The following is a 25,219-nucleotide window of genomic DNA, read 5'->3' as shown; positions in this document are numbered from 1 at the left end:
CATTTCATCAAACTAGCCTCAATGAATCGTCCTGTTTTCCAATCTCCCGGTTTAATTTTCAGTCTGTTAGTCTACCTGAGTGCAAGCATAACTCATGCCCAGCCATTCGCCAAAGCCGATATTGCCCGCTGGCAGCAACGGGCTAAGCAGGTCACCATCACCCGCGATACCTGGGGTGTGCCGCACATCTACGGGAAAACCGATGCCGATGTGGTATTTGGCCTGTTGTTTACGCAGTGCGAGGATGATTTCGACCGGGTTGAGATGAACTACCTGGATGCAATTGGGCGGCTGGCCGAAGTAGAGGGCGAATCGGCACTGTATCACGATTTGCGGGCACGGCTGTTTATGGATACGACCCAGGCGGTTGCGCTCTACAAAAAAAGCCCGGTCTGGATGAAGAGCCTGCTCGATGCCTTCGCCGATGGCACCAACTATTACCTGCATACCCACCCAACGGTAAAGCCACGGCTTCTGACCCGATTTCGGCCCTGGATGCCACTTATGTTCAGTGAGGGTAGTATTGGCGGTAATATCAGCGTGATTCCCACTGGCAGACTACAGGACTTTTACGAGCAGCGTAAAACGTCCATGATGCAAAAGAATGACAACACGGATATCTACGAACGCGAATCCGTCGGGTCGAATGGATTTGCAATTGCCCCCGCCAAAAGTGCCACGAAGAATGCGTTACTGCTTATTAATCCGCATACCTCGTTCTATTTCCGGTCGGAGGTACAGATGGTTAGTCAGCAGGGGCTGAATGCCTACGGAGCCGTGACGTGGGGACAGTTCTTCGTGTATCAGGGCTTCAACGAGCATTGCGGCTGGATGCATACCTCCAGCTATGCCGACTCGATGGATGAATATCTGGAAACGATTGAAAAGAAGAACGGGGCACTTTTTTATCGGCATGGCGGCCAGATAAAGCCCGTTCCGAGTCAGAAAGTTAAGCTCCCCTATAAAACCGATAGCGGCATTCAGTACAAAGAATTTACCATGTACTGGACGCAGCATGGCCCCGTTGTGGGCGAGAAGAATGGCAAATGGATTGCGATTGCCATGATGAACACACCACTGAATGCGCTGGAACAATCGTACCTGCGGACAAAAGCGACTAACTACGCCAGTTTCAAGGACGTAATGAAGCTCAACGGCAATGCGTCGAACAATACCGTGTATGCCGATGCCGATGGGACAATTGCCTACTGGCACGGTAATTTTATGCCGAAACGTAACCCCAGGTTCGACTGGAATCAACCCATAGATGGCAGCAATCCCGAAACTGACTGGAAAGGGTTGCATACCGCCGATGAGATTGTACAGGTCAAAAATCCGGCCAGCGGCTGGATTCAGAATTGTAACTCAACGCCCTTTACGGTATCAGGTACCAGCAGCCCCAACAAAAGTATCTATCCAGCCTATATGGCTCCCGATGCCGAAAACTATCGGGGTATCAATGCGGCCCGCGTCCTGAGTCAGAAATCAGTGTTTACGCTCGACACGCTCATTGCAGCCGCCAACGACCCACATTTGGCCGCCTTCGACGACCTGATACCTTCCTTGCTGAAAGCCTGGCAAACGGTTTCTGGTGAGTCTGTTAACCAGGCCAACGATTTACAGGAAGCCATTCAGGTACTGACCAATTGGAAGCGAGAATATGGCACTCAGTCCGTCGGGATGACGCTGGGCATTGTTTGGGGAGAAACCATCCAGAAACTGGCCCGTAGCCGCGTTCAACCCGGTCAGCCACTCGACAATCTGAGTTTTACGGCTTTCACCATCAGTAGTACTTCCCCGCAGGAAAAAGTGACGGCCCTCGCCGACGCATTAGCCAACCTCACCCGCGACTTTGGTACCTGGAAAACACCCTGGGGTAACATTAACCGCTATCAGCGATTGACGGGCAAGATTCAGGAAACCTTCGATGACCAGAAACCGAGCATTCCTGTTGGCTTCACGTCATCTAACTGGGGCTCACTAGCCGCCTTCGGGGCGCGTACTCATCCGAATACCAAAAAGCGATATGGGTACGTTGGGAATAGTTTTGTGGCCGTCGTTGAGTTTGGGAAGCGGATAAAAGCGCGTTCCGTGGTTACGGGTGGTCAGAGTAGCCAACCCGGCACGAAACATTTTACGGACCAGGCCCCGCTGTACTGCGAAGGGAAATTTAAAGATGTTCTATTCTACCCGGAAGATATTCAGCAGCATATAGAGCGCACGTATCATCCGGGCGAGTAAGGCGATACCGTCCGCTAATAATTAACTCAGCCCGATAATTTAAGCATTATCGGGCTGAGTTAGTTGTATCGGTCTTATAAACCGATTGGGACGGCTACCATCGTGTTGTCCCAACCCAGGTACATGGTGGCTGTTTTAGGGTCTTTCCGGGCAAACTGAATCGAAAAATTATCCAGAGGAGCACTGGTTTTCTCCGTCGGTACGTTTACGCGGGCCACATCCATCGATTCATTATAGCTGTAGGCGCCCCACTGGTCAACGTCGGAGCTGAGGATAATTGTCCATTCCTTTTCATTCGGAATAGTCAGCAGAGCATACGTACCGGCAGGAATCTTTTTACCGCCAAACGTAACATCCTGGTAAAATTTAATCTCCGGCGCTTCGTTGGCACCGGCGCGCCACACCTTACCGTATGGCACTAGTTTCCCAAAAACCTCGCGGTCGTTTTTGGCCGGACGGGTGTACGTTACCCGAACCATGGCTTTATCCGTGCCAATTTTGGCGGGAGCAAATTTACGGTCATGGGCATAATCATCGGGGAAATAGGCCATGTCCATCGGCGACTTATCAAGCCCCCGGAATGTTTGGGCGTTGGCTCCGGCAATCGCGAAACAAAAGAAGGCAAGCAGTAAACTAATTTTTTTCATACAAATCATGACGAGTTAACGAGGACATCCAGATTAAGTCCTCTGCTATATTAAACGATTCTGGCAAGTTATAACGGATGTTCCATCAAAAAAAGAGATTCCTTTTGGCAGGATTGACTGATTACCAACCAACAATACGCGGCCTGGGTATCAAAACGGGTCATTCTTACTAATTTTATACCGCTTTCCCTTTCCCCAATTCATCGCTTTTCGTCAGCCAATAATTACCCCCGGAATGAATCTGTTTCAAATTAGTTGGAGTAACCTGCGGGATAAGCCCCTGACCAGTTTTCTGAGTGGGTTGCTCATGACCTTTGGCATCACCATTATTTCCCTGCTGTTGCTGCTCAACAAGCAGTTAGACAATCAGTTTCGCAAAAACATCAAAGGTATCGATATGGTGCTGGGTGCCAAAGGCAGCCCATTACAACTGATATTGTCCAGCATTTACCAGATCGATTCCCCAACGGGGAACATTTCCCTCGATGAAGCCGAGCGACTTACGCGTAATCCCATGATCAAAACGGCCATTCCACTGGCCATTGGTGACAATTACCGCTCATTTCGGATTGTGGGAACGAACAAAAAATACCTCGATCATTTTGGGGCTACCATCACGCAGGGGAAATTGTTTCAGCAGAATCTGGAGACCGTTATTGGCCCCCGCGTAGCCGCCGTAACGGGCCTGAAAATCGGCGATACCTTTGCCGGGTCGCACGGGCTGGATAAAGACGGAGAGGCCCACGCTGGCTCGCTTTACAAAGTGGTAGGGATTTTGAATGCCACCAACACCGTTGCCGATCAGCTCATTCTTACGCCCATCTCAAGCATATGGGCCATCCATGAACAAGAGCACGAAGCAACACCGGCAACCGTAGATGAGCATACAGAAGAGGGTCATGAAAAAGGCCCTCGTGAAATCACCAGTATGCTCGTTAAGTTTCGGAACCCGATGGGGATGATGCTGGCGCGGGGTATCAACAGCAATTCCAAGCTACAGGCAGCTTTGCCCAACATAGAAATCAACCGGCTGTTCTCCCTGCTGGGCGTTGGGGTAGAAACCCTGCGCGGACTGGCCATCGCGATTATGCTCATTTCGGGCATCAGTGTATTCGTTTCGCTCTACAATTCCCTGAAGGAACGGCGGTACGAGATGGCTCTGATGCTTTCGATGGGGGCTACGCGGGCGCAGCTGTTTGGTATGCTGCTGCTCGAGGGATTGGTGCTGGCATTGATTGGTTTTGCCCTGGGTATTCTGTTCAGCCGCGTTGGCCTCTGGTTGTTCTCCAGTAGTGTTTCGGATGATTATCATTACAATCTGGCGGCATTTGGCCTATTGCCCGAAGAATGGGCCTTACTGGGTGTCGCCCTGCTGATTGGCCTGCTGGCCGCTGCCCTACCCGCGCTGGGCGTTTATCGAATGAACATTTCCCAGACCCTGGCGGAAGACTAATACCTTTCCCGAAACAAGTTTTCTCGAAAAGTGGGTTACGTTCAGGTGGTTTCCGAATAAAGGATGTCGGACATTCATTTACAACATGAACACCCTGTTGCTGGCGGGAAAATTTGTACTGCTATTGGTCATTCCCCTTTTGATTGCCATTGTTCCACTGGCCCTGTTCTTCTATCTGAGCCAGCGCAAGTCAATGAAGCAATCGGCTGGTCTCATTGGGTTGTCGGCTGTTTTCTCAATTCTTACTGGCCTGGTTACCCCTGCCCTTGCCTTCTGGGTTTGTGCCGCATCCATGGGCATAGGACAAACAGCCAATGGGCCAGGATGCGTTACGGGAGCATCGGCATTTCTGGTATTGGGCTATCTTTTTACGGCTATTACACTGGTTGTCGGCCTTGTTTTCACCATACACCTGTTACTAAGCCAGCCTGAGAAGTTAGGTTACTAAGCGCCGTCTTCTCATTTTATAACATTGTAGACAACCGCCGGCTCGGCTTTGTTCTTCAGGGTTACCTCCCCGATGCGTTCGCAGGTGAAGGATTCGGCGATTTTCTGCTGAGCCGACTCAAGAATAATAATTTGGCCGGGTTGCGCGACCGACTGTAACCGCTGAGCGGTATTGACCGCATCACCGATTACGGTATAGTCTAACCTCCGAAGCGTGGCGGAGCCGATGTTTCCTGATACCATTTCGCCGGTGTTGATACCAATGGATACTTGAGGATGGTAATTCAGGTTATTTTGCAGGTTATCTTCCAACGTGGCAATCTGCGTCCGCACCGCCAGGGCGGCCTCAACGGCCCGGTCAAAATGATAGTCGCCCCGGAAAACGGCCATCACGGCATCACCCATAAATTTATCGACGTAGCCCCCCTGCCCAATGATTTCCTTGACCATCACATCAAAATAACGATTCACCAGCCGAACGACCGTGTCGGGCGATTCGCGCTCAGAAATAGCTGTAAACCCGCAGATATCAATAAATAGAACGGTAGCTACTACGGTTTCACTGGCCGAAAGAGACTTCTCAAATTCAGGCTTATTCATGAACGTCAGCACCGATTCGTCCACGTACATCCGCAGAATGTCGTTCTCTTTGATGGCTTGCAGGGTCTGACGGAGTTGCATGACGTACTCCATCGTTTTTTGCATCGTTAATTCCAGGTCCTCAAAATTGACGGGCTTGGTCACGAAATCGAATGCTCCCCGGTTCATGGCCGTACGAATATTATCCATGTCGCCATAAGCCGACACGATTACGGCTTTGAGCATAGGATTACTTTCGTGTAACTTGATTAACAGGGTAAGGCCATCCATGCCGGGCATATTAATATCGGTCAGCACCATATCCGTATCGGGTTGCCGGGATAGTACTTCCAATGCTTCGGCACCATCGTGGGCGAAGGAAAATTCATATTTTTTCTCCCGAATCTGCCGTCGGAACTTTTGTTTAATCAGTAACTCAAGGTCCGTTTCGTCATCAACCACCAGTATTTTGGCATTCATGGTAAATCGTGAAGTTTTTGTTTTAAAGCCGCAAAGTCGAGTGGCTTGGTCAGAAAATCGTTGGCTCCCAGTTGAACGGCCTGTTGCTGTGATTCGGGGTCACCATAGGCCGTTATCATCATCACTACGGGTGGCGGAGGTATCTGAAAATCCTCGCGGATATGGCGCAGTAATTCAAAACCGCTCATACCCGGCATATTTATATCGGATAGAATCAGCACAACCTCCGATGTGTGGTCAGCAAGATAAGTGAGAGCCTCCTCGCCGGAATTAGCGAAATGTAACTGAAATTCTGCATTCCGTATTTCGCGACGAAACCGCTGGAGAAACAAGTCTTTTACGTCTACTTCATCATCGACGACTAATATTTTCTTCATAGGAAGGGAAGGCCATAAATCAAAGATAGAAAATTTGCCTTAGGCATTAACGCACTAAGGTAATCTCTCGCTGCATACAGGCGGTTTTTATTTCTGTTGACAACGGAAAGCGATGCATTAGTTAGAGACTGTTATGCCACCTCCACCTTTCTGCTCAGTGTGATAGAAAATGTCTGAATAGATTCGTAAACTTACTGGTAAATCAGTCGCTATCAATGGCTCCAATACAACCAGAAAACCCAATTGACTTAGAGAAGGGCATTCCTACGAGTAGGCCTGAACCAGAAGCCCCCCGACCCAAAAAGGAAAAAAAAGAGAAGAAAAAGAAAGCCAGTAGGGGTGTCGAAACATTGTTTCGGACTACGATGTCGAATCACATAAAACTCAGCGAGATGGCCGACCGTAAGGCAAACCTGATGATTTCCGTCAACACCATTGTTATCTCGGTCATCCTTTCTGCCTACGTCCGTAAAATCGACACGCCCGCTCATCTGATTATTCCCAGCGTCATACTATTGGTGGTATGCCTGACCACTATCGTCGTTTCATTGATTGCTACAAATCCAATGATTGCGCCCCGAAAAAAACGATTCAGTAAGCCTGGCGCACCGCCCGTCGATTTACTGTTTTTTGGTTATTACAGCCAGCTTACTGCCGATGAGTACCGCCAGCACCTCCGCCAACTGCTTAGTAACGAGGAGGACATCTACACCAGTCTGATTGACAATATATACGCGCAGGGACAAGTGTTAGCCCGGAAATATCGGTTACTGAAATTCGCCTATCACTTCTTTATGATTGGCTTTTCAGTAGTTGTCGTTATGGCAGCAGCAATCCTGCTAGTAACACACTAACTCATTTTAAGCCTTTAATAACCACACCATTTTTGGCACCCTGACCGAATACAAGCCGTGCTGCTGCCGGCTTATTGATAAGGGTGTAAAACTCATCGAGGTACTTTAGGGTACGTTTCACATAGCCCTTATCCAGGCGACTGTCGTTCTGGTAGAGGGCATAAAACTGCGGTTTCAGGTCATTGAATTTATCAAACACCTGCTGAAACAGGGAAACAGGATAAACTGGGCCCCGATACACCCGTTCCCTCACCGACCGAATACCCAACTGCTCCGGTGGAATGGCATAAGTGGACTCGATAATACCCGAATAATCAAAATCGTAAGGCACGGGTAGCGAACCGGTCTGCCCATTATCGAACAGGCGGATGTTGTGCAGATAAGGCACCGACCAATCGGTATTGCCAATCATGAACTCGAATACCGCAACCGTGGCCATACTGAGTGAATCGGCATAACCCATGGTCGTTTGTTTCACATTGCTGACTTTTACACCGTTCCGTTTGGCTACGTCACTGTCGTCTTCCAGCAAAAAGCCCCAGTGCGTTTCGGGTGTACGTTTCCCCAGCGAGTCGGCGTAGGTGACGCGAGCCAGCTGGGCACGAAAACTCAGTTCGGTCAGCAAATTATACAGTTTATACACCAGGTATTCGCGCACTACCCATTCGTCAACCTGGCAATGTGTGACCAATTTCAATTTGTTCTGATGGGCAAACAAGGTGTTTCGGGTCTTCTTTTTGGGGAAGTCTATCAGCAGGGGTGGAAACGAACAATTGTCTTTACTACGCCGGAAATTACCCCTCACTTTCAGCGTCAGCGGAAGCGTGTCTATACCTTTGGCATCATTATATAGCAGGACAGCCGCATGCTCAACCGGCTGGTCTCCTCTGTCTCTGGCGAGTGCCCGCAAATTAGCCGTCAGCGTAAACGCCACGACAGCATCACCTTCGAAAAGAACGGTGGACTTATTGGCACTAACGTGTTTATCTGGGAGTGAACCAGAACCGGATGGCGGCCGTTGGGCCGTAGTTACGGTGGGCGCTCCCCAAGAAAAAGTCCACAGAAGCAGGACAAGGAGGTACTGTTGGTTCATGGTGTTTATATAGGTAAAACTGCTGATAGGGCTGTAAACTTACCAATAATCACCTCATTTCCACTGCATAACATCCAGCACATTCGGGCAGAAGTCGTACTCATCGGGCTGGTTGGAGCCAATTAATAAAAGAGGGACTTCCTGGTTCGCCGGGTTAAGCAACTCCCGCACCTGTTCCTGATACCAGACTGTTCCCTGTCGGTCGAGGTTAGCGGTAGGCTCGTCCAGAATAACGATGGGCGAACGGGAAAAGAAGGCCAGCCCAAGCTTCACCCGCTGCTTCATGCCGGATGAGAAATACTTGATTTCTTTATGGCGGGCATGGGTCAACAGCAGGCGTTCGGCAATAACGTCGGGGGTCAGGCCCGGCTTGTATGGCTTAAATGTCTGGTGAAATGTCAGTAATTCCTTTAGGGTCAACTCCTCTACCAACTCCAGGTAAGGGGCAGCTATACTAACTTGCCGGAACCAGTCGTCAGGTTCCAGTACAGTATTGTTGAGCCTATAGGTCAACTCCCCTTCGGTACTTGGTAAACTCCCGGCAAGCAGTTGCAGTAATGTTGATTTTCCGCTCCCATTGGGACCAACGAAGGTGTAGCTATTTCCACTGGATAGGGTTAGGTTTACCCGCCGAAAAATCCATTCTTTCCGATACTTTTTCCCTACCTGTCCGGCTTCAATGGTTATCATGACGAGTTATCCCTGTAGGCTGTGGTAATACCAGAAACGGTATTACAGCGTGAGTAACGTACGAAGGGGAGACGTGGCGGTGCCTATTCTCTGTCCCCGTTAGATGATGGCCCCCGCATGATACCCCGTTCAGAACTGCGGATAAAATTCACAATTTCGTCGCGTTCATCGGAGGGCGGCAATTCCAGTTCGATGTTCGTCAGCGCATCGGCATTGTTCAGACCCCGCATGTATATGTAGCGGTAGATTTCCTGAATCTGGTTGATTTTGTCATTCTCAAACCCCCGCCGACGCAGGCCGATGGAGTTGATACCCGTGTACGCCAATGGTTCGCGGGCTGCTTTAGTGAACGGGGGAACATCCTTACGCACCAGCGAACCGCCCGAAATCATGGCATGGGCACCTATTTTCACCCACTGATGCACTGAACTTGAGCCACCGATGATGGACCAGTCGCCCATATGAACGTGGCCCGCCATCTGCACATTATTGATGATAATGCAATGATTCCCGATGCGGCAATCGTGCGCTACGTGCGCGTAGGCCATAACCAGACAGTCGGCCCCAATTTCGGTTTTCCAGTGCTCTTCCGTACCCCGGCTGATGGTTGCGTACTCACGAATGGTTGTATTATCACCAATATAGGTCCGGGTATATTCATTGTTAAATTTCAAATCCTGGGGAGTCGATGAAATAACGGCACCCGGATAAATCTTGCAGTTTCGGCCAATGCGTGCGCCTTCGTTGATAACCGCGTGCGAACCAATCCAGGTCCCTTCGGCAATTTCAACGTCTTTATGAATAATGGCGAACGGCTCAATCACCACGTTTTGTGCAATTTTTGCTTCGGGTGAAATGTAGGCTAATGGTTGAATCATTATTTTTTTCGGTTTTCAGTTTACGGGTTACCGTTTTCAGATGCGGTTCCCCGTAAACCGTAAACTATTTTTTCTTGACAAGGCTGGCAATCATATCGGCTTCGCATACTAACTGGTTGGCCACATAGCCACGACCCTGCATTTTCACGATACCGCGTTTCATGGGCGATGTAAATTCACACCTAAAAATGATTATGTCCCCTGGTAAAACGTTGCGTCTGAAGCGACAGTTTTCGATTCCCACCAGAAATGGCCAGTAATTTTCCGGGTCCGGCACGGTACTGAGTACCAGAATACCGCCCGTTTGCGCCATGGATTCCAATTGCATTACGCCCGGCATCACTGGATTACCCGGAAAATGGCCCGAAAAGAAAGGCTCATTCATTGTCACATTTTTGATACCCACAACGCTGTTCTCGTCCAGCGCAATGATTTTGTCAATCATCTGGAACGGGTAGCGGTGGGGCAACAACTGCGAAATACGATTGATATCCAGTACAGGCGGCTGGGTCGGGTCATACTGCGGCACCTGATTAGCCGCGTTTTTCTGAATGAGCTTTTTTATTTTCTTGGCAAAGGCTACGTTAGCCGCGTGGCCGGGCCGGGCCGCCAGAATCTGCGCCTTGATGGGTCGGCCAATCAGGGCCAAATCTCCCACCACGTCGAGCAGCTTATGGCGGGCCATTTCATTCGGGTAGTGTAGTTTAATGTTGTTTAATATTCCATCCTGCTCGTTTACGCTGACCTTGGGTTTTTTGAGCAGGTCGGCCAGGTAATCCAGTTCGCCCTCTTTTACATCCCGGTCTACAATAACGATGGCGTTCGTCAGGTCCCCCCCTTTTATGAGGTCCTGCTTGTACAGCATCTCCAGTTCGTGCAGAAAAACGAAGGTCCGGCAGTTGGCAATCTGCTCCGGAAACTGACTAATATCATTCAGGTACGCGTGCTGACTGCTGATAACCCGTGAGTTGTAATCAACCATCACCGTCAAGCGGTAGTCATTCAGGGGCAGCGCAGCCAGTTCGATGTCCTTTTCCGCATTTTTATAGTGAACGTATTCGCTCACCTCAAAGTAGTTGCGGGTTGCATTCTGTTCTTCGATGCCAGCAGCACGCAGCGCGTCGATGAACTGGATTGAAGAGCCATCCATGATGGGTGGTTCCGGCCCATCCAACTGAATCAATACATTATCGAGTTGCAGTCCTACCAGGGCAGCCAGTGTATGCTCAACCGTATGAATCCGGGCACCACTTTGCTCAATGGTTGTACCGCGCGATAAATCCACTACGTTGTCCACATCGGCATCCACAATGGGCTGGCCCGGCAGGTCGATACGCTGAAACTTATAGCCGTGGTTCGTAGGAGCAGGCAGGAACGTCATTGTAGCCTGAACACCCGTGTGTAGTCCCACTCCCGATACCGATACGGATTTTAGAATCGTCTGTTGTTTAGTATTCATGGTTTACAGCACAAAGTTTACGGTTCACGGTTTATGAGTTACGGTTGGTTAACGCCCACATTCAGGACGCGTCAGCCAACCGTAACTCATAAACCGTGAACCGTAAACCGCACCCTATTTTTCATTTTTCTTTTCCAGTTTTGTCAATCGCTGATCCAGTTCGGGAAGCCGACGAAAAACGGCCAGTGAGCGCATACTTTCTTTTAAACCGAAAGCGGGCGAACTGTTAATAGCGGTACCTTCTTCGTAAATATTCTTTCCTACGCCCGACTGGGCACCTACTTTGGTGCCGTTGGCAATCGAGAGATGACCGGCAAAGCCAACCTGACCGGCAATAACGCAGTTATCACCAAGTTTCGTTGACCCCGATATACCCGTCTGCGCAGCAATAACCGTATTTTGGCCAATTTCGACGTTGTGTCCAATCTGAATCAGGTTATCCAGTTTTGCACCCTTCCGAATAACAGTCGAGCCTAGGGTAGCACAGTCAATGGTAGTACCAGAACCAACATTTACGTTGTCTTCCAGAATAACGTTGCCTAGCTGAGGAATGGTTTTGTAGGTTCCATCGGGTTGGGGAGCAAAGCCAAACCCTTCACTACCAATAACGGCGTTGGGATGAATGACGCAGTACCGGCCAATTATACAATTATCCAGTACCCGCGCTCCCGGATGAATAATGGTATTATCGCCAATGCGAACGTTATTTCCGATGTAAGCGTGAGGAAATATTTTTACGTTTTCCCCAATCTGGCAGTTGCGGCCGACATAAGAGAAGGCACCCCGGTAAATCTGGTCGCCCGTCTGGCAGCCATCGCCCATGTAACACGGCTGCTCTACGCCAACTCTGGAAAAAATCAGTTGCTTGTGGTACTCTTCCAGCAATTGGGTAAAAGCGGAGTAGGAGTTTTCTACAAAAATCAGTGTGGGCGACACCGGCTTTTTAGGCTCGAAGGAGCGGTCAACAATTACAGCCGACACCTGTGTAGTATATAGGTGTGGTTCATACTTGAGGTTCGACAGAAACGAAATATCGCCTGATTTCCCTTCTTCGATTTTAGCTAATCCAGTGATTGCCAGCATCTCATTTCCGGCAATTTCGCCCCCTAGCAGTGTGGCAATCTGCTTGACTGTAAACTTCATATGCGTATAATTGCCGTCACAAAATACCTGTTATCAGCAGGGAATATGGCTGCTAAGGTAACTAACAAATTGCACTTTTCTACAATTGGCAAGGGAAGTGCCATGAGGAGTATACTTAGTTATACCTCCTGTCGATAGCCAGATTTCTTGCCCAGCAAACGTAATATCGGCGAACAATATTGGTTAGTACCTGAATGTTCGATAAGTCGGAAGCATCGGCTATGTCAATTACTTTGCCCGTTTTTAGCTTGATGGCAATCCGGTCGCCAGAAGGGAGATAGGCGGCATTGGTTGCCTGTCCCTCTACCAGAAAATAAGTGAGCCAGTCGTCGGGCAGGCCATTTTGCCGGAGCTGCCCTTCAATTTGGGTTAGCAAATCGCCCGCAAACGGCTCCGTCGAGAGCATAATTTTAAATAAGTTACGGTCGAGCAGCATCTGACAAAGCATGGACAGAACCGGGTCGGAATGGGTTGCCCCCTGCTTGATACACGTCCAGACATCGAAGTCGTCCAATTTAATGAAAGCCGCCAGGTACATGGGATTCGTCTGAAAATCGGCCAGCGTTATACTCTCACGCAGAAACAACCCAAATACATCCGAAACGATAATGGGGGGCCCTCCCGACTGCCGAATCAGAAAGCGCGCCCGACGCAGAATCTGCACCAGCATTGATTCGCAGCACAGCGATGTTTTATGCAGATACACCTGCCAGTACATGAGCCGACGGGCATTCAGGAAATTTTCTACACTCAGTACCCCTTTTTCTTCCACTACCAGATGGTCATCGGCCAGGTCCAGCATTTTAATGATACGTTCAGCCCCGATTGCTCCCTCCGCCACCCCCGTATAGTACCCGTCGCGGTTGAGGTAATCCATCCGGTCCATATCCAATTGACTCGAAATGAGCTGATGAAAAAAAGGCCGTTCGTAGGTTCCTTCAAACATTCGGATAGCCAGTGCCAATGCCCCATCAAACTGCTGGTTGAGGTCGCGCATGAGCAGGAGCGAAACCTGTTCGTGTGGCACATTATCCATCAAACTGTATTCCAGCACGTGGGAGAATGGACCATGGCCAATGTCATGCAACAAAATAGCGATTTGGGCAGCTTCACATTCAGCATCGCTGATGTGATGACCCTTACTTTGTAGGGTATTCATGGCCTGCCCCATCAGGTGCATGGCCCCCAGTGCGTGGTGAAAGCGGGTATGTAACGCCCCCGGATACACGTACTCTGAGAGCCCTAGTTGTTTAATCCGCCGGAGCCGCTGAAAATACGGATGCTCGACCAGATCGTAAAGCAGTTCCGTAGGGATCGTGATAAATCCGTAGACGGGGTCGTTCAGAATTTTTTTCTTGTTCGGCGTTGCCATCAGGCAAAGATAACCTACAGGCGGGTCGTGGTTGCGACCTATTGGTGGTAACAGCGGTTTTTTCCGTACGGAATTCTGTGAATTTCGCGCTTCTGTCAAAAAAATACGTAAATTTGCATCGCTGAATCTGAGCAATCAGTCAGCAATGGGCTTGTAACTCAGTTGGTTAGAGTGCCTGACTCATAATCAGTAAGTCGCAGGTTCGAGCCCTGCCTGGCCCACAAAAAACCTCCATATCATGATGATATGGAGGTTTTTTGTTTGTCTCTTCGTCAGGAGCAAACAGATCTTTCTTCGTTCAGTCCTGTTCTTCTCAACCCAGATGCCCTACACACCCAGTGGACCACCAACCGTAGCGTCGGGGGTGTGAGTGGAATGCCGGCCCTCATGATGGCTACCCGGGTGTGCCTCTTCTTCTGCCTTCGAGCGATTGTTGATGAACGATTCGGCCAGCACGGTCAATTTTCGGTCAGTTTGTTTTTCTTCTTCCAGCGACAGTGCCAGCAACTCTGCCGACTGTGTGAAATCCAGTACATGAGCCAGCGTCAGCAGCGATCCATAAATAGCAATTTCGTAATGCTCAACCTTCTGAGCCGAGATAATCAGCCCCGCATCCCGCGTCAGTGATCCCGTTTCAGTATCCGCAATCATCCGTTTGGCATCCTCAATGAGTCCATCAATAGCATCGGCCGTACGTTCTTCCGCTTTTATACCAATGATTTTAAAAATAGCGTCGATCCGTTCCTGTTGCAACCGGCTTTCTTCCTGATGTTGCAGGAACGCCTGCCTTACTTCGTCGGTCGTGCTGGCTTCTGCCTGTTCGCCTAACGCCTTTGTAATCTGCTTTTCAGTATAATAAACGCTTTTCAGTTCACTAATAAACAAATCGCGCAATCCCTCATCTGTGTTTGTATCATTACCCCCGAAGAAGTTTTCTATTTGCTCTAGTAAGGTTGCCATAACGTTGAATGATCTACTATAAACGATTTATTTATAGTCATACCTGCTAAATCTATGCCAACTACTGACTGTTAATTACTTAGGTATTTTGACAGAGTAATATGTTTATATTTCTCCACAAGTTCTGTGGAGTATTATCGCTATGAAAACTACTGCTGTGGTCAGTAGGTAAGATTTTAATTTCCTGCACTAATCTCCTTTGCCTGGCGAAGTAATTTACAATCTATCTTTTTCGCCTAATAACCAGCCGCTTGCCCATCTTTACGCATCTCAGAAGCCCCCCGGTACACCCGATTTATGGGATCCCATTGAATGGCCTGATAACCACCAAAGAAGTCAGTTAGAGACAGGTGGTGCCCCCGCTTTTCCAGCTCCGTTCGTACCTCGTTCCCAATTCCACTCTCCAATGCTACTTTCCCCCCGTCAGTCATCACTGTCCCTGTCGGTTCGCTACTACCCGAATGACTAAATCGGGCGGCATCACCGGCCTCCTGCACGTTCATTCCGAAGTCGATCATGTTGCAGAGTACCTGCAAATGTCCTTGCGGCTGCATGGCACCACCCATAACACCGAAACTCAGGAAAGGAACCCCATCCTTCGTCACAAAACCGGGGATGATGGTTGTAAACGGGCGCTTACCGGGGGCATATACGTTGGCATGATCGGGCTGCATACTAAAACTGGTCCCCCGGTTGTGCAGCACAAACCCCAGTCCGTCAGGTACCATACCGCTGCCAAACTCCAGCATATTGCTCTGAATAAGCGAAACAATATTTCCCTGGTCATCAGCAACGGTCAAATAAACAGTATCGCCGGTACGGAGGGCTGGCTCACTGGCATCGATACGCTCCTGCGCTTTTTTGGGATCGATTAATTTCCGGCGTTTGGCTGCGTATTCTTTCGATAACAGTTCGGCCAGCGGAATTTTAGTAAAAGCAGGATCGGCATAATAGCGGGCGCGGTCTTCGAACGCCAGCTTTTTAGCTTCGACCAACAGATGCAGATAATCGGCACTATTATGACCCAAACTTTTCAGGTCGAATCCTTCTACAATATTCAGCATTTGCAAAACGGCCAGGCCCTGTCCATTGGGCGGTAATTCGAACACGTCGTAACCCCGGTAGTTGACCGAAACGGGCTCGACCCATGTACTCGTGTGCGCTGCCAGATCCGCCTTTCGAAGATACAAACCGGCCCGTCGGGCGTACTGGTCAAGGGCACCGGCTAGTACACCTTTGTAAAACGTATCCCGTCCGCCATTGGCTATGACCGAGTAGGTCTTGGCCAGATCGGGATTACGGAAAACCTGTCCTTCAACGGGGGCTTTGCCGTTAATCAGAAACGTTTTCCGGAAGTTATCGAACTCCTCCACGATGCTTTCGCTTGCCGCCAGCCTGCTCGCGGCTACCTGCCAGGAATAGGCGATCACCTGCGGAACCGGAACGCCCTCGCGGGCGTAGCGGATGCTGGGATCCAGCAAGCTACGCATCGGTAGTTTACCAAAACGCCGGTGCAACTGAAACCAGCCATCCACCGCACCGGGTACCGAAACTGACAATGGACCGTAAAGCGGAAGTAACGCTTGCCCCCCCAACGGTTTTTTTAAACGTTCGTAGGTCAGCCCCTTGGGCGAGCGGCCACTAGCGTTCAGGCCGTATAGTTTCCTGTCTTTCGCTGACCAGACAAGGGCAAACAGGTCACCGCCAATGCCGCCGTTATTCGGTTCTACAACGCCAAGGGCGGCATTGGCCGCAATAGCTGCGTCCACCGCCGTACCACCCTGTTTGAGTATGTCAAGCCCAATTTGCGTAGCCAGCGGATGACTGGTTGCCACCATGCCGTGTAGCCCCAGTACCGGGCTGCGCGTGGCGAAATTAGGGCCCGTAAGCCGGTCACCTTTACCTGTCGACTGACCATACAGATGGGAAGCGACCAGCCAAAGCAGACCAAAATAATAGCGAATGTGACGATAACTCATACTGTATTCAGTTGCTTTTCCTTATGTAATTACCCAGTTTACCGCCATCACGCCCAACAGCCCCGACACCGATACCAGCGTTTCCATGATGGACCAGGTCTTCAGGGTGTCAACCATCGAGAGTTGAAAATACTCGCGAAACAGCCAGAAACCTGTATCATTGACATGGGAAAACATCATGCTCCCGGCCCCGATACTCAACACCATCAGGTTTGGCTCCACCCCAGACGAAGCCAGCAGAGGTGCCACGAACCCGGCGGTGGTAATGCCCGATACCGTCGATGACCCCACACAAACGCGGATGAGTGCGGCCATGCCCCAGGCCAGTATATACGGGTGTACTGTCGAGTCCTGCATCATATCGGCAATGGACTGGTTAACGCCCCCATCGGTCAGCACCTGTTTTAAGGCTCCGGCCCCACCAAAAATCAGGAATAGCATCGCTACATCTTTAACGGAATCGGCCAGGAGGGTCGTAACCTCGGGCATTGTTTTCCGCTGACGCAGGCCCAGGGTGTAAATAGCCACCAGCACCGCAATGAACATACTGACGATGGGTTCACCCAGGAACAGGACCACCTGCTGGCCAGCGGAGCCAGTAGGCAAAAAGAGGCTAATTAGCGTGCTGAGTCCAATGAGCAGAATGGGCAATAAAACCGTCAGGAAACTGACACTGGTGGAAGGCATTTCATCGGCTTTCAAATCGGGGGAGATAAACGCCGGGTTGGGCAGGGTGGTATAGCGTTTCAGCGTAGACCCGAACAAAGCTCCCGAAACCAGAATTGCCGGTACAGACACGATGATGCCGTAAAAAAGCGTCAGTCCCATGTCGGCATTGAACTGTTTCAAAATAGCCAGCGGTGCGGGGTGCGGGGGCAGATACCCCTGCGTAACCGATAGCGAGGCCAGCATAGGCAACGCGATATATAACGCGGGTAATTTGTACCGGTGCGCCACCGTGATAACCAGTGGAGACAGCAGCATAAACCCGACCGAGTAGAACAGCGGCAGCCCCACAATGAACCCCGTTATCATGAATGCCCAGCGGGCGCGGGGGGTACCCACCATTTCCATCATGTTGACAGCAATCCGCTGGGCGGCTCCACTCTGGGCAACCAGTTTCCCCAGCATAGCCCCCAAAGCGATAATGGCCGTTATGGATCCCAGCGTACTGCCAATGCCTTTCTGAATAGCATCGACAATAACCAATGGCTGCAATCCCAGGGCCAGACCAACACCAAGCGAAACGGCCATAAACGCCAGGAACGCATGCAGGCGCACCACCGAAATCAACAGAATCAGGGCCAGAATTCCGAGAAGTGTACTGGTTAAAGGCATGAGGCAGGGAGCCTGTTTATAAAGTCAGCAGCGGATTAGCTTTTCTTGCCGGTTGCCAACTGGCTGTTTATCCAGGCATCCAGTTTGGCTTCGAAGATTTGTAACGGCATGGCACCATCTTTCAGCACTTCATCATGAAAAGCCCGAACATCGAATTGCTTACCCAGTTTCATTTCCGCTTTCTGACGGATTTCCGAGATTTTCAACTGGCCAATTTTATAGGAAACCGCCTGACCGGGCATGGCAATGTACCGTTCTATTTCCTGAATGGCGGCTGCTTCGGTTGTTGGTTCATTATCCAGGCTGTAGGCAATGGCCTGCTCACGGGTCCAGCCTTTGTGGTGCATGCCCGTATCGACCACCAGCCGGATGGCCCGGTGCATTTCACCCTGATAAAAGCCCAGCATCTCAAACGGGTCGTTGTAAAGACCAAGCTCCTTCCCCAATCGCTCAGCGTACAAACCCCATCCTTCTACATAGGCACCGTAGCGGCCAATTTTCTGAAGGCCGGGGACAGATTCATTTTCGGTTTGCAGCGAAATCTGGTAATGGTGACCGGGAATAGCTTCGTGCAGAAAGAGGTCTTCCATCCGCCAGTAACTGTATTTAGTCGCGTCAAGCACGGGGAAGTAAAAAACGCCGGGTCGCGAGCCATCGGGCGTACCACCCATGTAGTGCGCGGCTGATGTAGCGGCCCGGTATTTTTCAATCGGCCGAATCTCGAAGGCCGTTTTCGGTACGCGGTTAAATAGCTTCGGCAGATTAGGCTTCATAGTAGCGTAAATTTTCTGATAGCGGGCTACTACCTCCTCTTCGGTCTGGAAAGGCAAAAACTTAGGGTCGGTGGCGACGTACTTGAAAAACGCGTTCAGGTCGCCGGTGAAACCCACCGTTTGTTTGATTGTTTCCATCTCCTGCCGGATGCGCTTCACTTCGCTCAATCCCAGGGCATGTATCCCGTCGGGAGTGAGGTTAGTAGTGGTCCAGGTTTTAACCAGATACGCGTATTGTTCTTTCCCATTGGGTACGGCTGAAATAGCCACCGTTTTGCGACTGTTAGGCAGGTAATCGTTCTGGATAAAGGCATACAGCCTGGTATAGGCCGGAATGATTTTTTGCTGAATAGCCGCCGTATAGGCCGTGGTCAGGCGTTGTTTTTCCTCCGGTGAAAAACTGGCGGGCAAATTTTTAACAGGGTTATAAAACAGACTTTTCGTCACATCGTCTACCAGCATCACTTTAATCTGGGGCAATACCTTTTCCATAACCACTACTGGTTGTACGTAATTGAGGGATATACCCTTCTGCATATTGGTAATGGCCGTATCGGTCCAGGCCACGAAGCCATCCATACGCTTCAGAAAATCGTCGTAATCCTTCACCGTTTTGAACGGATGTACGCTGCTGCCAGCCCCCATCTGCGAAAACTGAATCCGGAAGTCGCTCATCTGGCTAACGGGCGTCAGGTAGGTCGGGAATTTGAACCCTTCCAGATTCTTTTGCAGATCGTACTGCATTATTTGATAGCTGAGTTTATCCCGTGCTGAAAGCTGGTTTTCCGGGTACCGTTTCAGGGAATCCAGGTACTGGGTGTACAATTGTTTCATCGCATCCCGATACGGCTGACTGATCGGATTTTCGAGTTGGTCGTTGTACCGATAATCACCCTTACTGGAGGCAACGGTGGGGTTCAGTGCCAAAAACTTCTCGTAGTATGAATCCAGCATCCTGTTGAACCCTGGCTTTGTTTGCCCAGGAGAACTCATCGCTGTAACCAACAGGAGAAAGAGGAAAGAATAACGCATCGTGGTCGTCAGTTTGAATTTGATAAAGAATAAGAAGCAATCTATCAAATTATTACTGGTTTAGGGGTAGAGTACTAGCTGGAGGGGCGGTTAAGACTACATTATTTTTTATCGATTTTTCACCTTTGTGTCGACGATTCAGATTCACATGTAGTTGGCCTTTTGAGGTTGTGAATACGGAGAAACCAAAAGGATATTGCCAATTTTTGCTTCCAGAATAATAGAAAAGCCAAACATCATTTTTTTCGTTTTATTCAATGCAGCGCTGCATATCTACTACTATATAATTAGTTAAAACTATAATCAGTTAATTTTCGTAACATTTGAGTATAAATTGCGTTAAGAAAAGCCAAATACATTTATAGTTATGAATAATATCAATCAACTCCTTTATTTCGTGTCGCAGTCGTACCGGCAGGTTCAGCTTTCCGTTGAAAAAGGCACGCAGCTTTATCCTTATAGTGAATTTTCTACTCAGTTTGCCCGGTTGCTGGAGGCTTCGGGTGATGAAGCCTACGCCCGGCAACTTACCATTGAATTAGTGGAAGAAACGGCCCGGTATAAACAATCTACCGACTACCTCCGTCAGGAGATGGCTTTTGAAATACAGGCGTCAACGCTGGGCGATTGGGCAATGGCACTTGAACTCGATACCGCAGGACTTGTGGATAGCGATTTGTATGCCCGCCGTACAAACCGCCACACCAATCATGCCGACCAGCCCGTAGCTGAACTGGCTTAACCTCATACTTTTCGGATTAAATCCAGCAGTTTACGGTCCAGTTTATGGCCATACCAGTCTTCGTACGCTACATCGGTACGGCCGGAATCCAGGATGCCAAACGAGCCGACAAACTCCCAAAGGGCGAAGCCAATGCCATTGGTCGACAGAATATCGAGAACATCACCAAACCAGGCCAGAAATACCGGATGGGGTGTTTTGTTCCAGCAACCACATTCGCCACAATGCACCCCAACACCTTTATTGACCAGATCAATCCAGGGTTGATAAAAGGCGTCGAGCATGGCGCGGCTCAGGTATTTATCCCCTACCTGCCCCGGCCATTTGGGTTCGGGCAGGTGGTCGGGGTCTTTGTTAGCCCAGGGTGCCTTGTAATGAGATATAATACCCGGCGTGTAGCCCCGGCAACTCTGCCCAATGTCGAGGTCGGTTATTTCGGGAATGACCGAGCTGCCGGTATTGTTACCATCAGCTATAACCAGGTGGTTTGGGTTTTCCTTACGAATTACCTCGAAAGCCGCTTTCGCTACTTTTCGGTACACCTCTCCCGGCACGGTACTCCGGGCCGAATGCTGGTCGTTCATGTCGGCCCGCATGCTGGGCTCGTTCAGTAAGTCGAAACTGATTTTTTGGGGTGATACGTTCTTGTAGCGTTTTGCCCACATAGCCCAGTGAAAACAGAAGGCGTCCAGCGCGGCCTGGTCGGTCCAGAGGTTGTATGGCTCATGAAAACCAGCGTTGATACAGTACCCCGGTGCCCGGTGCAGGTTAAGGCTAACGTGCAGGTTATGCTTATGCGCCATCGCCACCAGTGCGTCGATTCGGTCAACGGCCTGCGGGTCAATCTGGTACACTTCTTCGGGGGTGATGTTATGGCTACGGTCAAACTTCAGGTAAGCCGGGTAGGCCATCGGGAGCCGGACAAAATCGAAACCCCAGTCCTGCATCCACTTGAAGTACTCTTCCTGCGTAGCCGGGCGGCTATTGGCCGGGTCGGGCGAGAAGAAATCCAGCATGTTGAATCCCTTCCATTTCGGCAGTTTATTTTTAGCCAATACGGCCGGTTCCGCAGCCGCTAAAAGCGCTGGCCCGGCTGCACCCAGCGCAGCCGTAACCAGACCCGTGTTCTGAATAAACGTCCTTCGTTGCATGACAGATAGAGTTTTCGCAGCGGCCAATCTACTCAAAACGAGTTAAGGACCTATAAGTAAAAAACGCCCCGAAATAGCCTTATAGCCCCAACGAAACACAAACCGATAGCCATGAATAAAATCCTTTTCCCGTTCTGTTTAGCCATCGCGGTTGCTTTTAGCCTGACCGATAGCGTGGCTCAGAAAGGCAAATCCCTGTACACTTTCCCCATCGGGGTCCAGGCCTACACGTACCGGGCCAGTTTCCCTAAAGATGTTGTTGCGACACTGGACACGATCAAGGCACTAGGCATCACCGATATGGAAGCGGGTGCGCCCAAGGGAATGACGGAAACCGAATTCAAAAAATTGTGCGATGAGCGGGGCATCACCATTTCGTCGACCGGTTCCGGTTACGAGCAGATTGTTAAAGACCCGATGGAGACTGTTAACAAAGCGAAAGCACTGGGTGCTTCCTTCGTGATGGTCGCCTGGATTCCGCATCAGAAAGGTAATTTTAACCTCGAAAATGCCAAAAAAGCCGTCGCCGATTTCAACCGGGTGGGCAAAGTGCTGAAGGAAAACGGCCTGACCTTCTGTTACCACGACCACGGCTACGAATTCCAGCCGCACGAAGACGGTACGCTCTTCGATTACATCGTTAAAAACACCGATCCGAAGTATGTTTCCTTCGAGATGGATATTCTGTGGACACAACACGGGGGAGCCGACCCGGTTGCGCTACTGAATAAATACGGCAGCCGCTTTAAACTGATGCACCTGAAAGACCTCAAAAAAGGTATAAAAGGTGATTTGACCGGCGGAACACCCGCTGAGAACGACGTAACCCTGGGTGATGGTCAAGTCAACATTCCGGAGATTATACGCCTGGGGAAGAAAGTTGGTGTCAAGCATTATTACATTGAGGATGAAAGCAACAAAGAATACGAGCAAATGCCGAAAAGCATTGCCTATATCAAAAGCCTGAAGCAATAGAAAGGCCCATCCCGTTTCTCTTTTGTGGTGGCAGATTACTGAATCTGCCACCACAATTAGTTTGGTATCAGCTAGCCCTGAGCCACGAAATAGCTGATCAGTCTGGCAACGATAGTCGGTATCGCCACCCGCTTCATGTGTCCACCAGTTGTACCCGATACCAATTGGGCCGAATACAATGTCGACGGCAACCGAAGCTACCACTCCCCACTCACTTTTATTAATGCCGAAAACCGAATCGGGACTACTTTCCAAGGGGGAAAAATCAAAACCAAATCGGGAGATAAATACGCAGCGCATGCCCTAAATTGATAACAATCTCCAATTCCCGACTGTTGTAATAGAGTAAGTAACGTAAAACAAAACTCAACGAAACATGAACACGGACAAACAATTGCAGGGTAAAAAAGTCGCTATTCTACTAACGGATGGCTTTGAGCAGGTCGAAATGACCGAGCCACGCAAAGCCTTGCAGGACGCCGGTGCTATTACGCACCTGATTGCTCCAAAAGGGGGCGATGTGAAGGGATGGGACGAAACGGAATGGGGCGACAGTTTCCCGGTCGACCTTCCGCTGTCCGGTGCGGATCCTGCTCAATATGACGCATTACTATTGCCGGGAGGGGTGATGAACCCCGACAAACTCAGAACCGAATCAAAAGCGGTGCAATTTGTCCGCCATTTCTTCGAAGCGAAAAAGCCGGTAGCGGCCATATGCCACGCTCCCATCATGCTTATTGAAGCGGACGTAGTAAAAGGCCGTAAACTGACCTCCTATCCATCCATTCAGACGGATTTGAAAAACGCCGGTGCCAATTGGGTTGATGAAGAAGTAGTAACTGATCAGGGACTGGTAACCAGTCGTAAACCCGACGACATTCCGGCCTTCAACAGGAAAATGATCGAAGAAATTCGGGAAGGCAAACACGAACGCCAGCACGCTTAGGCGTACATTTGCTCAATCAAAAATCCCCGCTTACAGGCTTGTAAGCGGGGATTTTTGATTGAGCGGGTTGAGTTTCGGGCATGGCCCAACGGGTAGCAGGAATGACACCCCCAAAGACCGCTCAGATGGAAGGGGGCGTTTTTAGTATATTAGCCCATCAAAAGTAGCGAACGCCTGCTCCGCCGACTTTCGAAATTCCTCGCTTCCAACCCGTGAAAGAATGACTATTCGTAACCGAATTGCGCTTCAGTTCTCGCTGATTGTGGCCTCTATCCTAATCATTTTTTCGGTTCTGGTCTACATTGTATCAGCTACCTACCGGCGGGAAGAGTTTTATGATCGGTTGAAAAACAAAGCCCGCACCACCGTTCGCTTTCTGACCGAGGTAAAAGAAGTGGATAGAGAGCTGCTCAAAATCATTGACCATAACACGTTAACATCCCTGTTCGAGGAGAAGGTACTGGTTTTTGACGCCCAAAACCGACTCATTTATGCGAGCGTCGATGACCAGGTCATTCACTACCAGACTGCTTTGCTCAACGAAGTTCGGAATCAGAAAGATGTAGAAATCTACAGTGGTCAAAATGAACTCATAGGCTTACTGTACCGACAGAATGACCGTGACTTTGTGGTGCTTGCCTCCGCTTATGACCAGTTTGGCCGAAGTAAACTGGCTAACCTTCAGCTAACGCTGGGCTGGGGGTTAGTAGCGGGAATTGGCATTACAATATGTCTGGGCATTTTCTTTGCCGGGCAGTCATTGCAGCCAATCAGTCAGATTAATCAGCAGGTGTCAACCATCACGGCCCGCAACCTCCAGCAACGGCTGGATGAGGGCAATCGGCAGGATGAGATTGCCCGGCTGGCCATGAATTTTAACGATGTGCTGGAACGACTGTATCAGGCTTTTGAACAGCAGCGAAGTTTCGTGTCGCATGCCTCGCACGAACTTCGAACGCCCCTGGCCGCACTGAAATCGGAAATTCAACTGGGTCTGCGCCGACCGTTGACAGTTGCCGAGCACGAAGCCGTTCTCCAAAACCTGATGTCGGACACGGACCGGCTTATTGACCTGACCAATAGCCTGCTTTTTTTGGCCCGCACCCTGGAAACGAGCAATCAGATGCCCTTTTTACCCGTGCGTATCGACGATATCGTTTTCACGGCAAAAGATGAATTGATGGATGCCAAACCGACTTACCGAATTGAGATAGATTACAAAAACATTCCCGATTCCGAAACGGAAACTATTGTGAAAGGTAACGAAGAACTGTTAAAACAGGTGCTGTTGAACCTCTTCGACAATGCCTGCAAATATTCGGACGATCATACGGCCCAAGTGAAAATCAGTACCGATGCCACACAATGCCAGATTATCATTAGTGACCAGGGAATCGGCATGACCGACGCAGATCGTCAGCGTATCTTTGAACCCTTTTACCGCGCGCAGAATGCACTGGGCTACGAGGGTTTTGGTATTGGTTTATCCATCTCAGCCAAACTAATTGACCTGCATCAGGGTACCCTGACCGTTGATAGTACACCGGGTATGGGTAGTACATTTACCGTTTCGCTGCCCCATGTGTAACTCATTCTAATCTTTTTCTAAT

Annotated in this window: 22 protein-coding genes and 1 tRNA gene; 9 read left to right on the top strand and 14 right to left on the bottom strand. The window is 49.9% G+C overall.

What is annotated here, in order from left to right:
* Positions 1–21: 21 nt before the first annotated feature.
* Positions 22–2,241, top strand: coding sequence for a penicillin acylase family protein (locus B156_RS0127270; protein WP_018622985.1), 2,220 nt, complete (start codon positions 22–24; stop codon positions 2,239–2,241).
* A 74-nt stretch (positions 2,242–2,315) separates the two neighbouring features.
* On the opposite strand, the gene B156_RS0127265 is transcribed toward B156_RS0127270, so the two are convergent.
* Positions 2,316–2,888 carry a DUF2911 domain-containing protein gene (locus B156_RS0127265; RefSeq protein WP_018622984.1) on the bottom strand — a complete coding sequence of 191 codons (573 nt, stop codon included), beginning with the start codon at positions 2,886–2,888 and terminating at the stop codon, positions 2,316–2,318.
* A gap of 235 nt (positions 2,889–3,123) precedes the next feature.
* On the opposite strand from B156_RS0127265, the gene B156_RS0127260 reads away from it, so the two are divergent.
* Together B156_RS0127260 and B156_RS0127255 are read left to right on the top strand one after the other, a co-directional pair.
* Positions 3,124–4,341, top strand: a complete 1,218-nt coding sequence (locus B156_RS0127260; RefSeq protein ID WP_018622983.1) for an ABC transporter permease — start codon at positions 3,124–3,126, stop codon at positions 4,339–4,341.
* An 85-nt stretch (positions 4,342–4,426) separates the two neighbouring features.
* Positions 4,427–4,789 (top strand): hypothetical protein, encoded by a 363-nt coding sequence (locus B156_RS0127255; RefSeq protein ID WP_018622982.1) that lies wholly within the window; start codon positions 4,427–4,429, stop codon positions 4,787–4,789.
* An 11-nt stretch (positions 4,790–4,800) separates the two neighbouring features.
* Here the strand turns inward: B156_RS0127255 and B156_RS0127250 are convergent, their stop codons facing one another.
* Together B156_RS0127250 and B156_RS0127245 are read right to left on the bottom strand one after the other, a co-directional pair.
* Entirely contained in the window at positions 4,801–5,847 is a 1,047-nt protein-coding gene (locus tag B156_RS0127250; protein WP_018622981.1) for an adenylate/guanylate cyclase domain-containing protein, read from the bottom strand.
* Positions 5,844–6,224 carry a response regulator gene (locus B156_RS0127245; RefSeq protein ID WP_018622980.1) on the bottom strand — a complete coding sequence of 127 codons (381 nt, stop codon included), beginning with the start codon at positions 6,222–6,224 and terminating at the stop codon, positions 5,844–5,846. Before B156_RS0127245 ends, B156_RS0127250 begins: the two co-directional genes overlap by 4 nt.
* Positions 6,225–6,439: 215 nt before the next feature.
* Here B156_RS0127245 and B156_RS0127240 point away from each other — a divergent pair, with 215 nt between their 5' ends.
* Complete coding sequence (locus B156_RS0127240; RefSeq protein ID WP_018622979.1) at positions 6,440–7,078, top strand: Pycsar system effector family protein; 639 nt, start codon at positions 6,440–6,442, stop codon at positions 7,076–7,078.
* 1 nt (position 7,079) lies between these two features.
* Here B156_RS0127240 and B156_RS0127235 read toward each other — a convergent pair whose 3' ends face one another.
* The 6 genes from B156_RS0127235 to B156_RS0127210 all read right to left on the bottom strand — a co-directional run bounded on the left by B156_RS0127235 (position 7,080) and on the right by B156_RS0127210 (position 13,713).
* Entirely contained in the window at positions 7,080–8,171 is a 1,092-nt protein-coding gene (locus B156_RS0127235; RefSeq protein WP_018622978.1) for a hypothetical protein, read from the bottom strand.
* Positions 8,172–8,225: 54 nt separating this feature from the next.
* Positions 8,226–8,861 carry an ABC transporter ATP-binding protein gene (locus B156_RS0127230; RefSeq protein ID WP_018622977.1) on the bottom strand — a complete coding sequence of 212 codons (636 nt, stop codon included), beginning with the start codon at positions 8,859–8,861 and terminating at the stop codon, positions 8,226–8,228.
* Between the two features lie 83 nt (positions 8,862–8,944).
* Positions 8,945–9,739 carry an acyl-ACP--UDP-N-acetylglucosamine O-acyltransferase gene (lpxA, locus tag B156_RS0127225; RefSeq protein ID WP_018622976.1) on the bottom strand — a complete coding sequence of 265 codons (795 nt, stop codon included), beginning with the start codon at positions 9,737–9,739 and terminating at the stop codon, positions 8,945–8,947.
* Between the two features lie 64 nt (positions 9,740–9,803).
* Positions 9,804–11,198: a bifunctional UDP-3-O-[3-hydroxymyristoyl] N-acetylglucosamine deacetylase/3-hydroxyacyl-ACP dehydratase gene (locus tag B156_RS0127220; protein WP_018622975.1), complete on the bottom strand. Its 1,395-nt coding sequence runs from the start codon at positions 11,196–11,198 to the stop codon at positions 9,804–9,806.
* 114 nt (positions 11,199–11,312) lie between these two features.
* Positions 11,313–12,341 (bottom strand): UDP-3-O-(3-hydroxymyristoyl)glucosamine N-acyltransferase, encoded by a 1,029-nt coding sequence (gene lpxD, locus B156_RS0127215; protein ID WP_018622974.1) that lies wholly within the window; start codon positions 12,339–12,341, stop codon positions 11,313–11,315.
* Positions 12,342–12,456: 115 nt separating this feature from the next.
* Positions 12,457–13,713 (bottom strand): HD domain-containing protein, encoded by a 1,257-nt coding sequence (locus tag B156_RS0127210; protein WP_018622973.1) that lies wholly within the window; start codon positions 13,711–13,713, stop codon positions 12,457–12,459.
* 147 nt (positions 13,714–13,860) lie between these two features.
* On the opposite strand from B156_RS0127210, the gene B156_RS0127205 reads away from it, so the two are divergent.
* Positions 13,861–13,934, top strand: a tRNA-Ile gene (locus B156_RS0127205).
* Between the two features lie 106 nt (positions 13,935–14,040).
* Here the strand turns inward: B156_RS0127205 and B156_RS0127200 are convergent.
* The 4 genes from B156_RS0127200 to B156_RS0127185 form a co-directional block, all read right to left on the bottom strand.
* Complete coding sequence (locus B156_RS0127200; RefSeq protein ID WP_018622971.1) at positions 14,041–14,673, bottom strand: YciE/YciF ferroxidase family protein; 633 nt, start codon at positions 14,671–14,673, stop codon at positions 14,041–14,043.
* A gap of 236 nt (positions 14,674–14,909) precedes the next feature.
* Positions 14,910–16,652, bottom strand: a complete 1,743-nt coding sequence (gene ggt / locus B156_RS0127195; RefSeq protein ID WP_018622969.1) for a gamma-glutamyltransferase — start codon at positions 16,650–16,652, stop codon at positions 14,910–14,912.
* A 21-nt stretch (positions 16,653–16,673) separates the two neighbouring features.
* Positions 16,674–17,990 (bottom strand): gluconate:H+ symporter, encoded by a 1,317-nt coding sequence (locus tag B156_RS0127190; RefSeq protein WP_018622967.1) that lies wholly within the window; start codon positions 17,988–17,990, stop codon positions 16,674–16,676.
* A gap of 35 nt (positions 17,991–18,025) precedes the next feature.
* Entirely contained in the window at positions 18,026–19,795 is a 1,770-nt protein-coding gene (locus B156_RS0127185) for a DUF885 domain-containing protein (RefSeq protein WP_245563866.1), read from the bottom strand.
* Positions 19,796–20,162: 367 nt separating this feature from the next.
* Here B156_RS0127185 and B156_RS0127175 point away from each other — a divergent pair, with 367 nt between their 5' ends.
* Complete coding sequence (locus B156_RS0127175; RefSeq protein WP_018622964.1) at positions 20,163–20,537, top strand: hypothetical protein; 375 nt, start codon at positions 20,163–20,165, stop codon at positions 20,535–20,537.
* 2 nt (positions 20,538–20,539) lie between these two features.
* Here the strand turns inward: B156_RS0127175 and B156_RS0127170 are convergent, their stop codons facing one another.
* The gene (locus tag B156_RS0127170) at positions 20,540–21,688 is read right to left on the bottom strand and encodes a glycoside hydrolase family 5 protein (RefSeq protein ID WP_018622963.1); all 1,149 of its coding nucleotides are present in this window, start codon (positions 21,686–21,688) and stop codon (positions 20,540–20,542) included.
* A 111-nt stretch (positions 21,689–21,799) separates the two neighbouring features.
* Between B156_RS0127170 and B156_RS0127165 the strand changes: the two genes are divergently transcribed.
* The 3 genes from B156_RS0127165 (at position 21,800) to B156_RS0127150 (ending at position 25,197) form a co-directional block, all read left to right on the top strand.
* Entirely contained in the window at positions 21,800–22,663 is an 864-nt protein-coding gene (locus B156_RS0127165) for a sugar phosphate isomerase/epimerase family protein (RefSeq protein WP_018622962.1), read from the top strand.
* 376 nt (positions 22,664–23,039) lie between these two features.
* Positions 23,040–23,609, top strand: a complete 570-nt coding sequence (locus B156_RS0127155) for a type 1 glutamine amidotransferase domain-containing protein (protein ID WP_018622960.1) — start codon at positions 23,040–23,042, stop codon at positions 23,607–23,609.
* Between the two features lie 220 nt (positions 23,610–23,829).
* Positions 23,830–25,197, top strand: coding sequence for a sensor histidine kinase (locus B156_RS0127150; protein WP_018622959.1), 1,368 nt, complete (start codon positions 23,830–23,832; stop codon positions 25,195–25,197).
* The last annotated feature ends 22 nt before the right edge of the window (positions 25,198–25,219 follow it).

Source organism: Spirosoma luteum DSM 19990 (assembly GCF_000374065.1).
Taxonomy (GTDB): domain Bacteria; phylum Bacteroidota; class Bacteroidia; order Cytophagales; family Spirosomataceae; genus Spirosoma; species Spirosoma luteum.
Note: the sequence above shows the minus strand (reverse complement) of the source record. Positions and strands in the feature narration are given on the sequence as shown.

What these genes read in the sequence shown, in the direction of transcription:
- B156_RS0127250 (WP_018622981.1), bottom strand. Translation starts at nt 5,847, where the DNA reads ATGAATGCCAAAATACTGGTGGTTGATGACGAAACGGACCTTGAGTTA.
- B156_RS0127235 (WP_018622978.1), bottom strand. Translation starts at nt 8,171, where the DNA reads ATGAACCAACAGTACCTCCTTGTCCTGCTTCTGTGGACTTTTTCTTGG.
- B156_RS0127270 (WP_018622985.1), top strand. Translation starts at nt 22, where the DNA reads ATGAATCGTCCTGTTTTCCAATCTCCCGGTTTAATTTTCAGTCTGTTA.
- B156_RS0127240 (WP_018622979.1), top strand. Translation starts at nt 6,440, where the DNA reads ATGGCTCCAATACAACCAGAAAACCCAATTGACTTAGAGAAGGGCATT.
- lpxA (WP_018622976.1), bottom strand. Translation starts at nt 9,739, where the DNA reads ATGATTCAACCATTAGCCTACATTTCACCCGAAGCAAAAATTGCACAA.
- B156_RS0127190 (WP_018622967.1), bottom strand. Translation starts at nt 17,990, where the DNA reads ATGCCTTTAACCAGTACACTTCTCGGAATTCTGGCCCTGATTCTGTTG.
- B156_RS0127155 (WP_018622960.1), top strand. Translation starts at nt 23,040, where the DNA reads ATGAACACGGACAAACAATTGCAGGGTAAAAAAGTCGCTATTCTACTA.
- B156_RS0127255 (WP_018622982.1), top strand. Translation starts at nt 4,427, where the DNA reads ATGAACACCCTGTTGCTGGCGGGAAAATTTGTACTGCTATTGGTCATT.
- B156_RS0127265 (WP_018622984.1), bottom strand. Translation starts at nt 2,888, where the DNA reads ATGAAAAAAATTAGTTTACTGCTTGCCTTCTTTTGTTTCGCGATTGCC.
- B156_RS0127150 (WP_018622959.1), top strand. Translation starts at nt 23,830, where the DNA reads ATGACTATTCGTAACCGAATTGCGCTTCAGTTCTCGCTGATTGTGGCC.
- lpxD (WP_018622974.1), bottom strand. Translation starts at nt 12,341, where the DNA reads ATGAAGTTTACAGTCAAGCAGATTGCCACACTGCTAGGGGGCGAAATT.
- B156_RS0127185 (WP_245563866.1), bottom strand. Translation starts at nt 19,795, where the DNA reads ATGCGTTATTCTTTCCTCTTTCTCCTGTTGGTTACAGCGATGAGTTCT.
- B156_RS0127175 (WP_018622964.1), top strand. Translation starts at nt 20,163, where the DNA reads ATGAATAATATCAATCAACTCCTTTATTTCGTGTCGCAGTCGTACCGG.
- B156_RS0127230 (WP_018622977.1), bottom strand. Translation starts at nt 8,861, where the DNA reads ATGATAACCATTGAAGCCGGACAGGTAGGGAAAAAGTATCGGAAAGAA.
- ggt (WP_018622969.1), bottom strand. Translation starts at nt 16,652, where the DNA reads ATGAGTTATCGTCACATTCGCTATTATTTTGGTCTGCTTTGGCTGGTC.
- B156_RS0127220 (WP_018622975.1), bottom strand. Translation starts at nt 11,198, where the DNA reads ATGAATACTAAACAACAGACGATTCTAAAATCCGTATCGGTATCGGGA.
- B156_RS0127200 (WP_018622971.1), bottom strand. Translation starts at nt 14,673, where the DNA reads ATGGCAACCTTACTAGAGCAAATAGAAAACTTCTTCGGGGGTAATGAT.
- B156_RS0127165 (WP_018622962.1), top strand. Translation starts at nt 21,800, where the DNA reads ATGAATAAAATCCTTTTCCCGTTCTGTTTAGCCATCGCGGTTGCTTTT.
- B156_RS0127170 (WP_018622963.1), bottom strand. Translation starts at nt 21,688, where the DNA reads ATGCAACGAAGGACGTTTATTCAGAACACGGGTCTGGTTACGGCTGCG.
- B156_RS0127260 (WP_018622983.1), top strand. Translation starts at nt 3,124, where the DNA reads ATGAATCTGTTTCAAATTAGTTGGAGTAACCTGCGGGATAAGCCCCTG.
- B156_RS0127245 (WP_018622980.1), bottom strand. Translation starts at nt 6,224, where the DNA reads ATGAAGAAAATATTAGTCGTCGATGATGAAGTAGACGTAAAAGACTTG.
- B156_RS0127210 (WP_018622973.1), bottom strand. Translation starts at nt 13,713, where the DNA reads ATGGCAACGCCGAACAAGAAAAAAATTCTGAACGACCCCGTCTACGGA.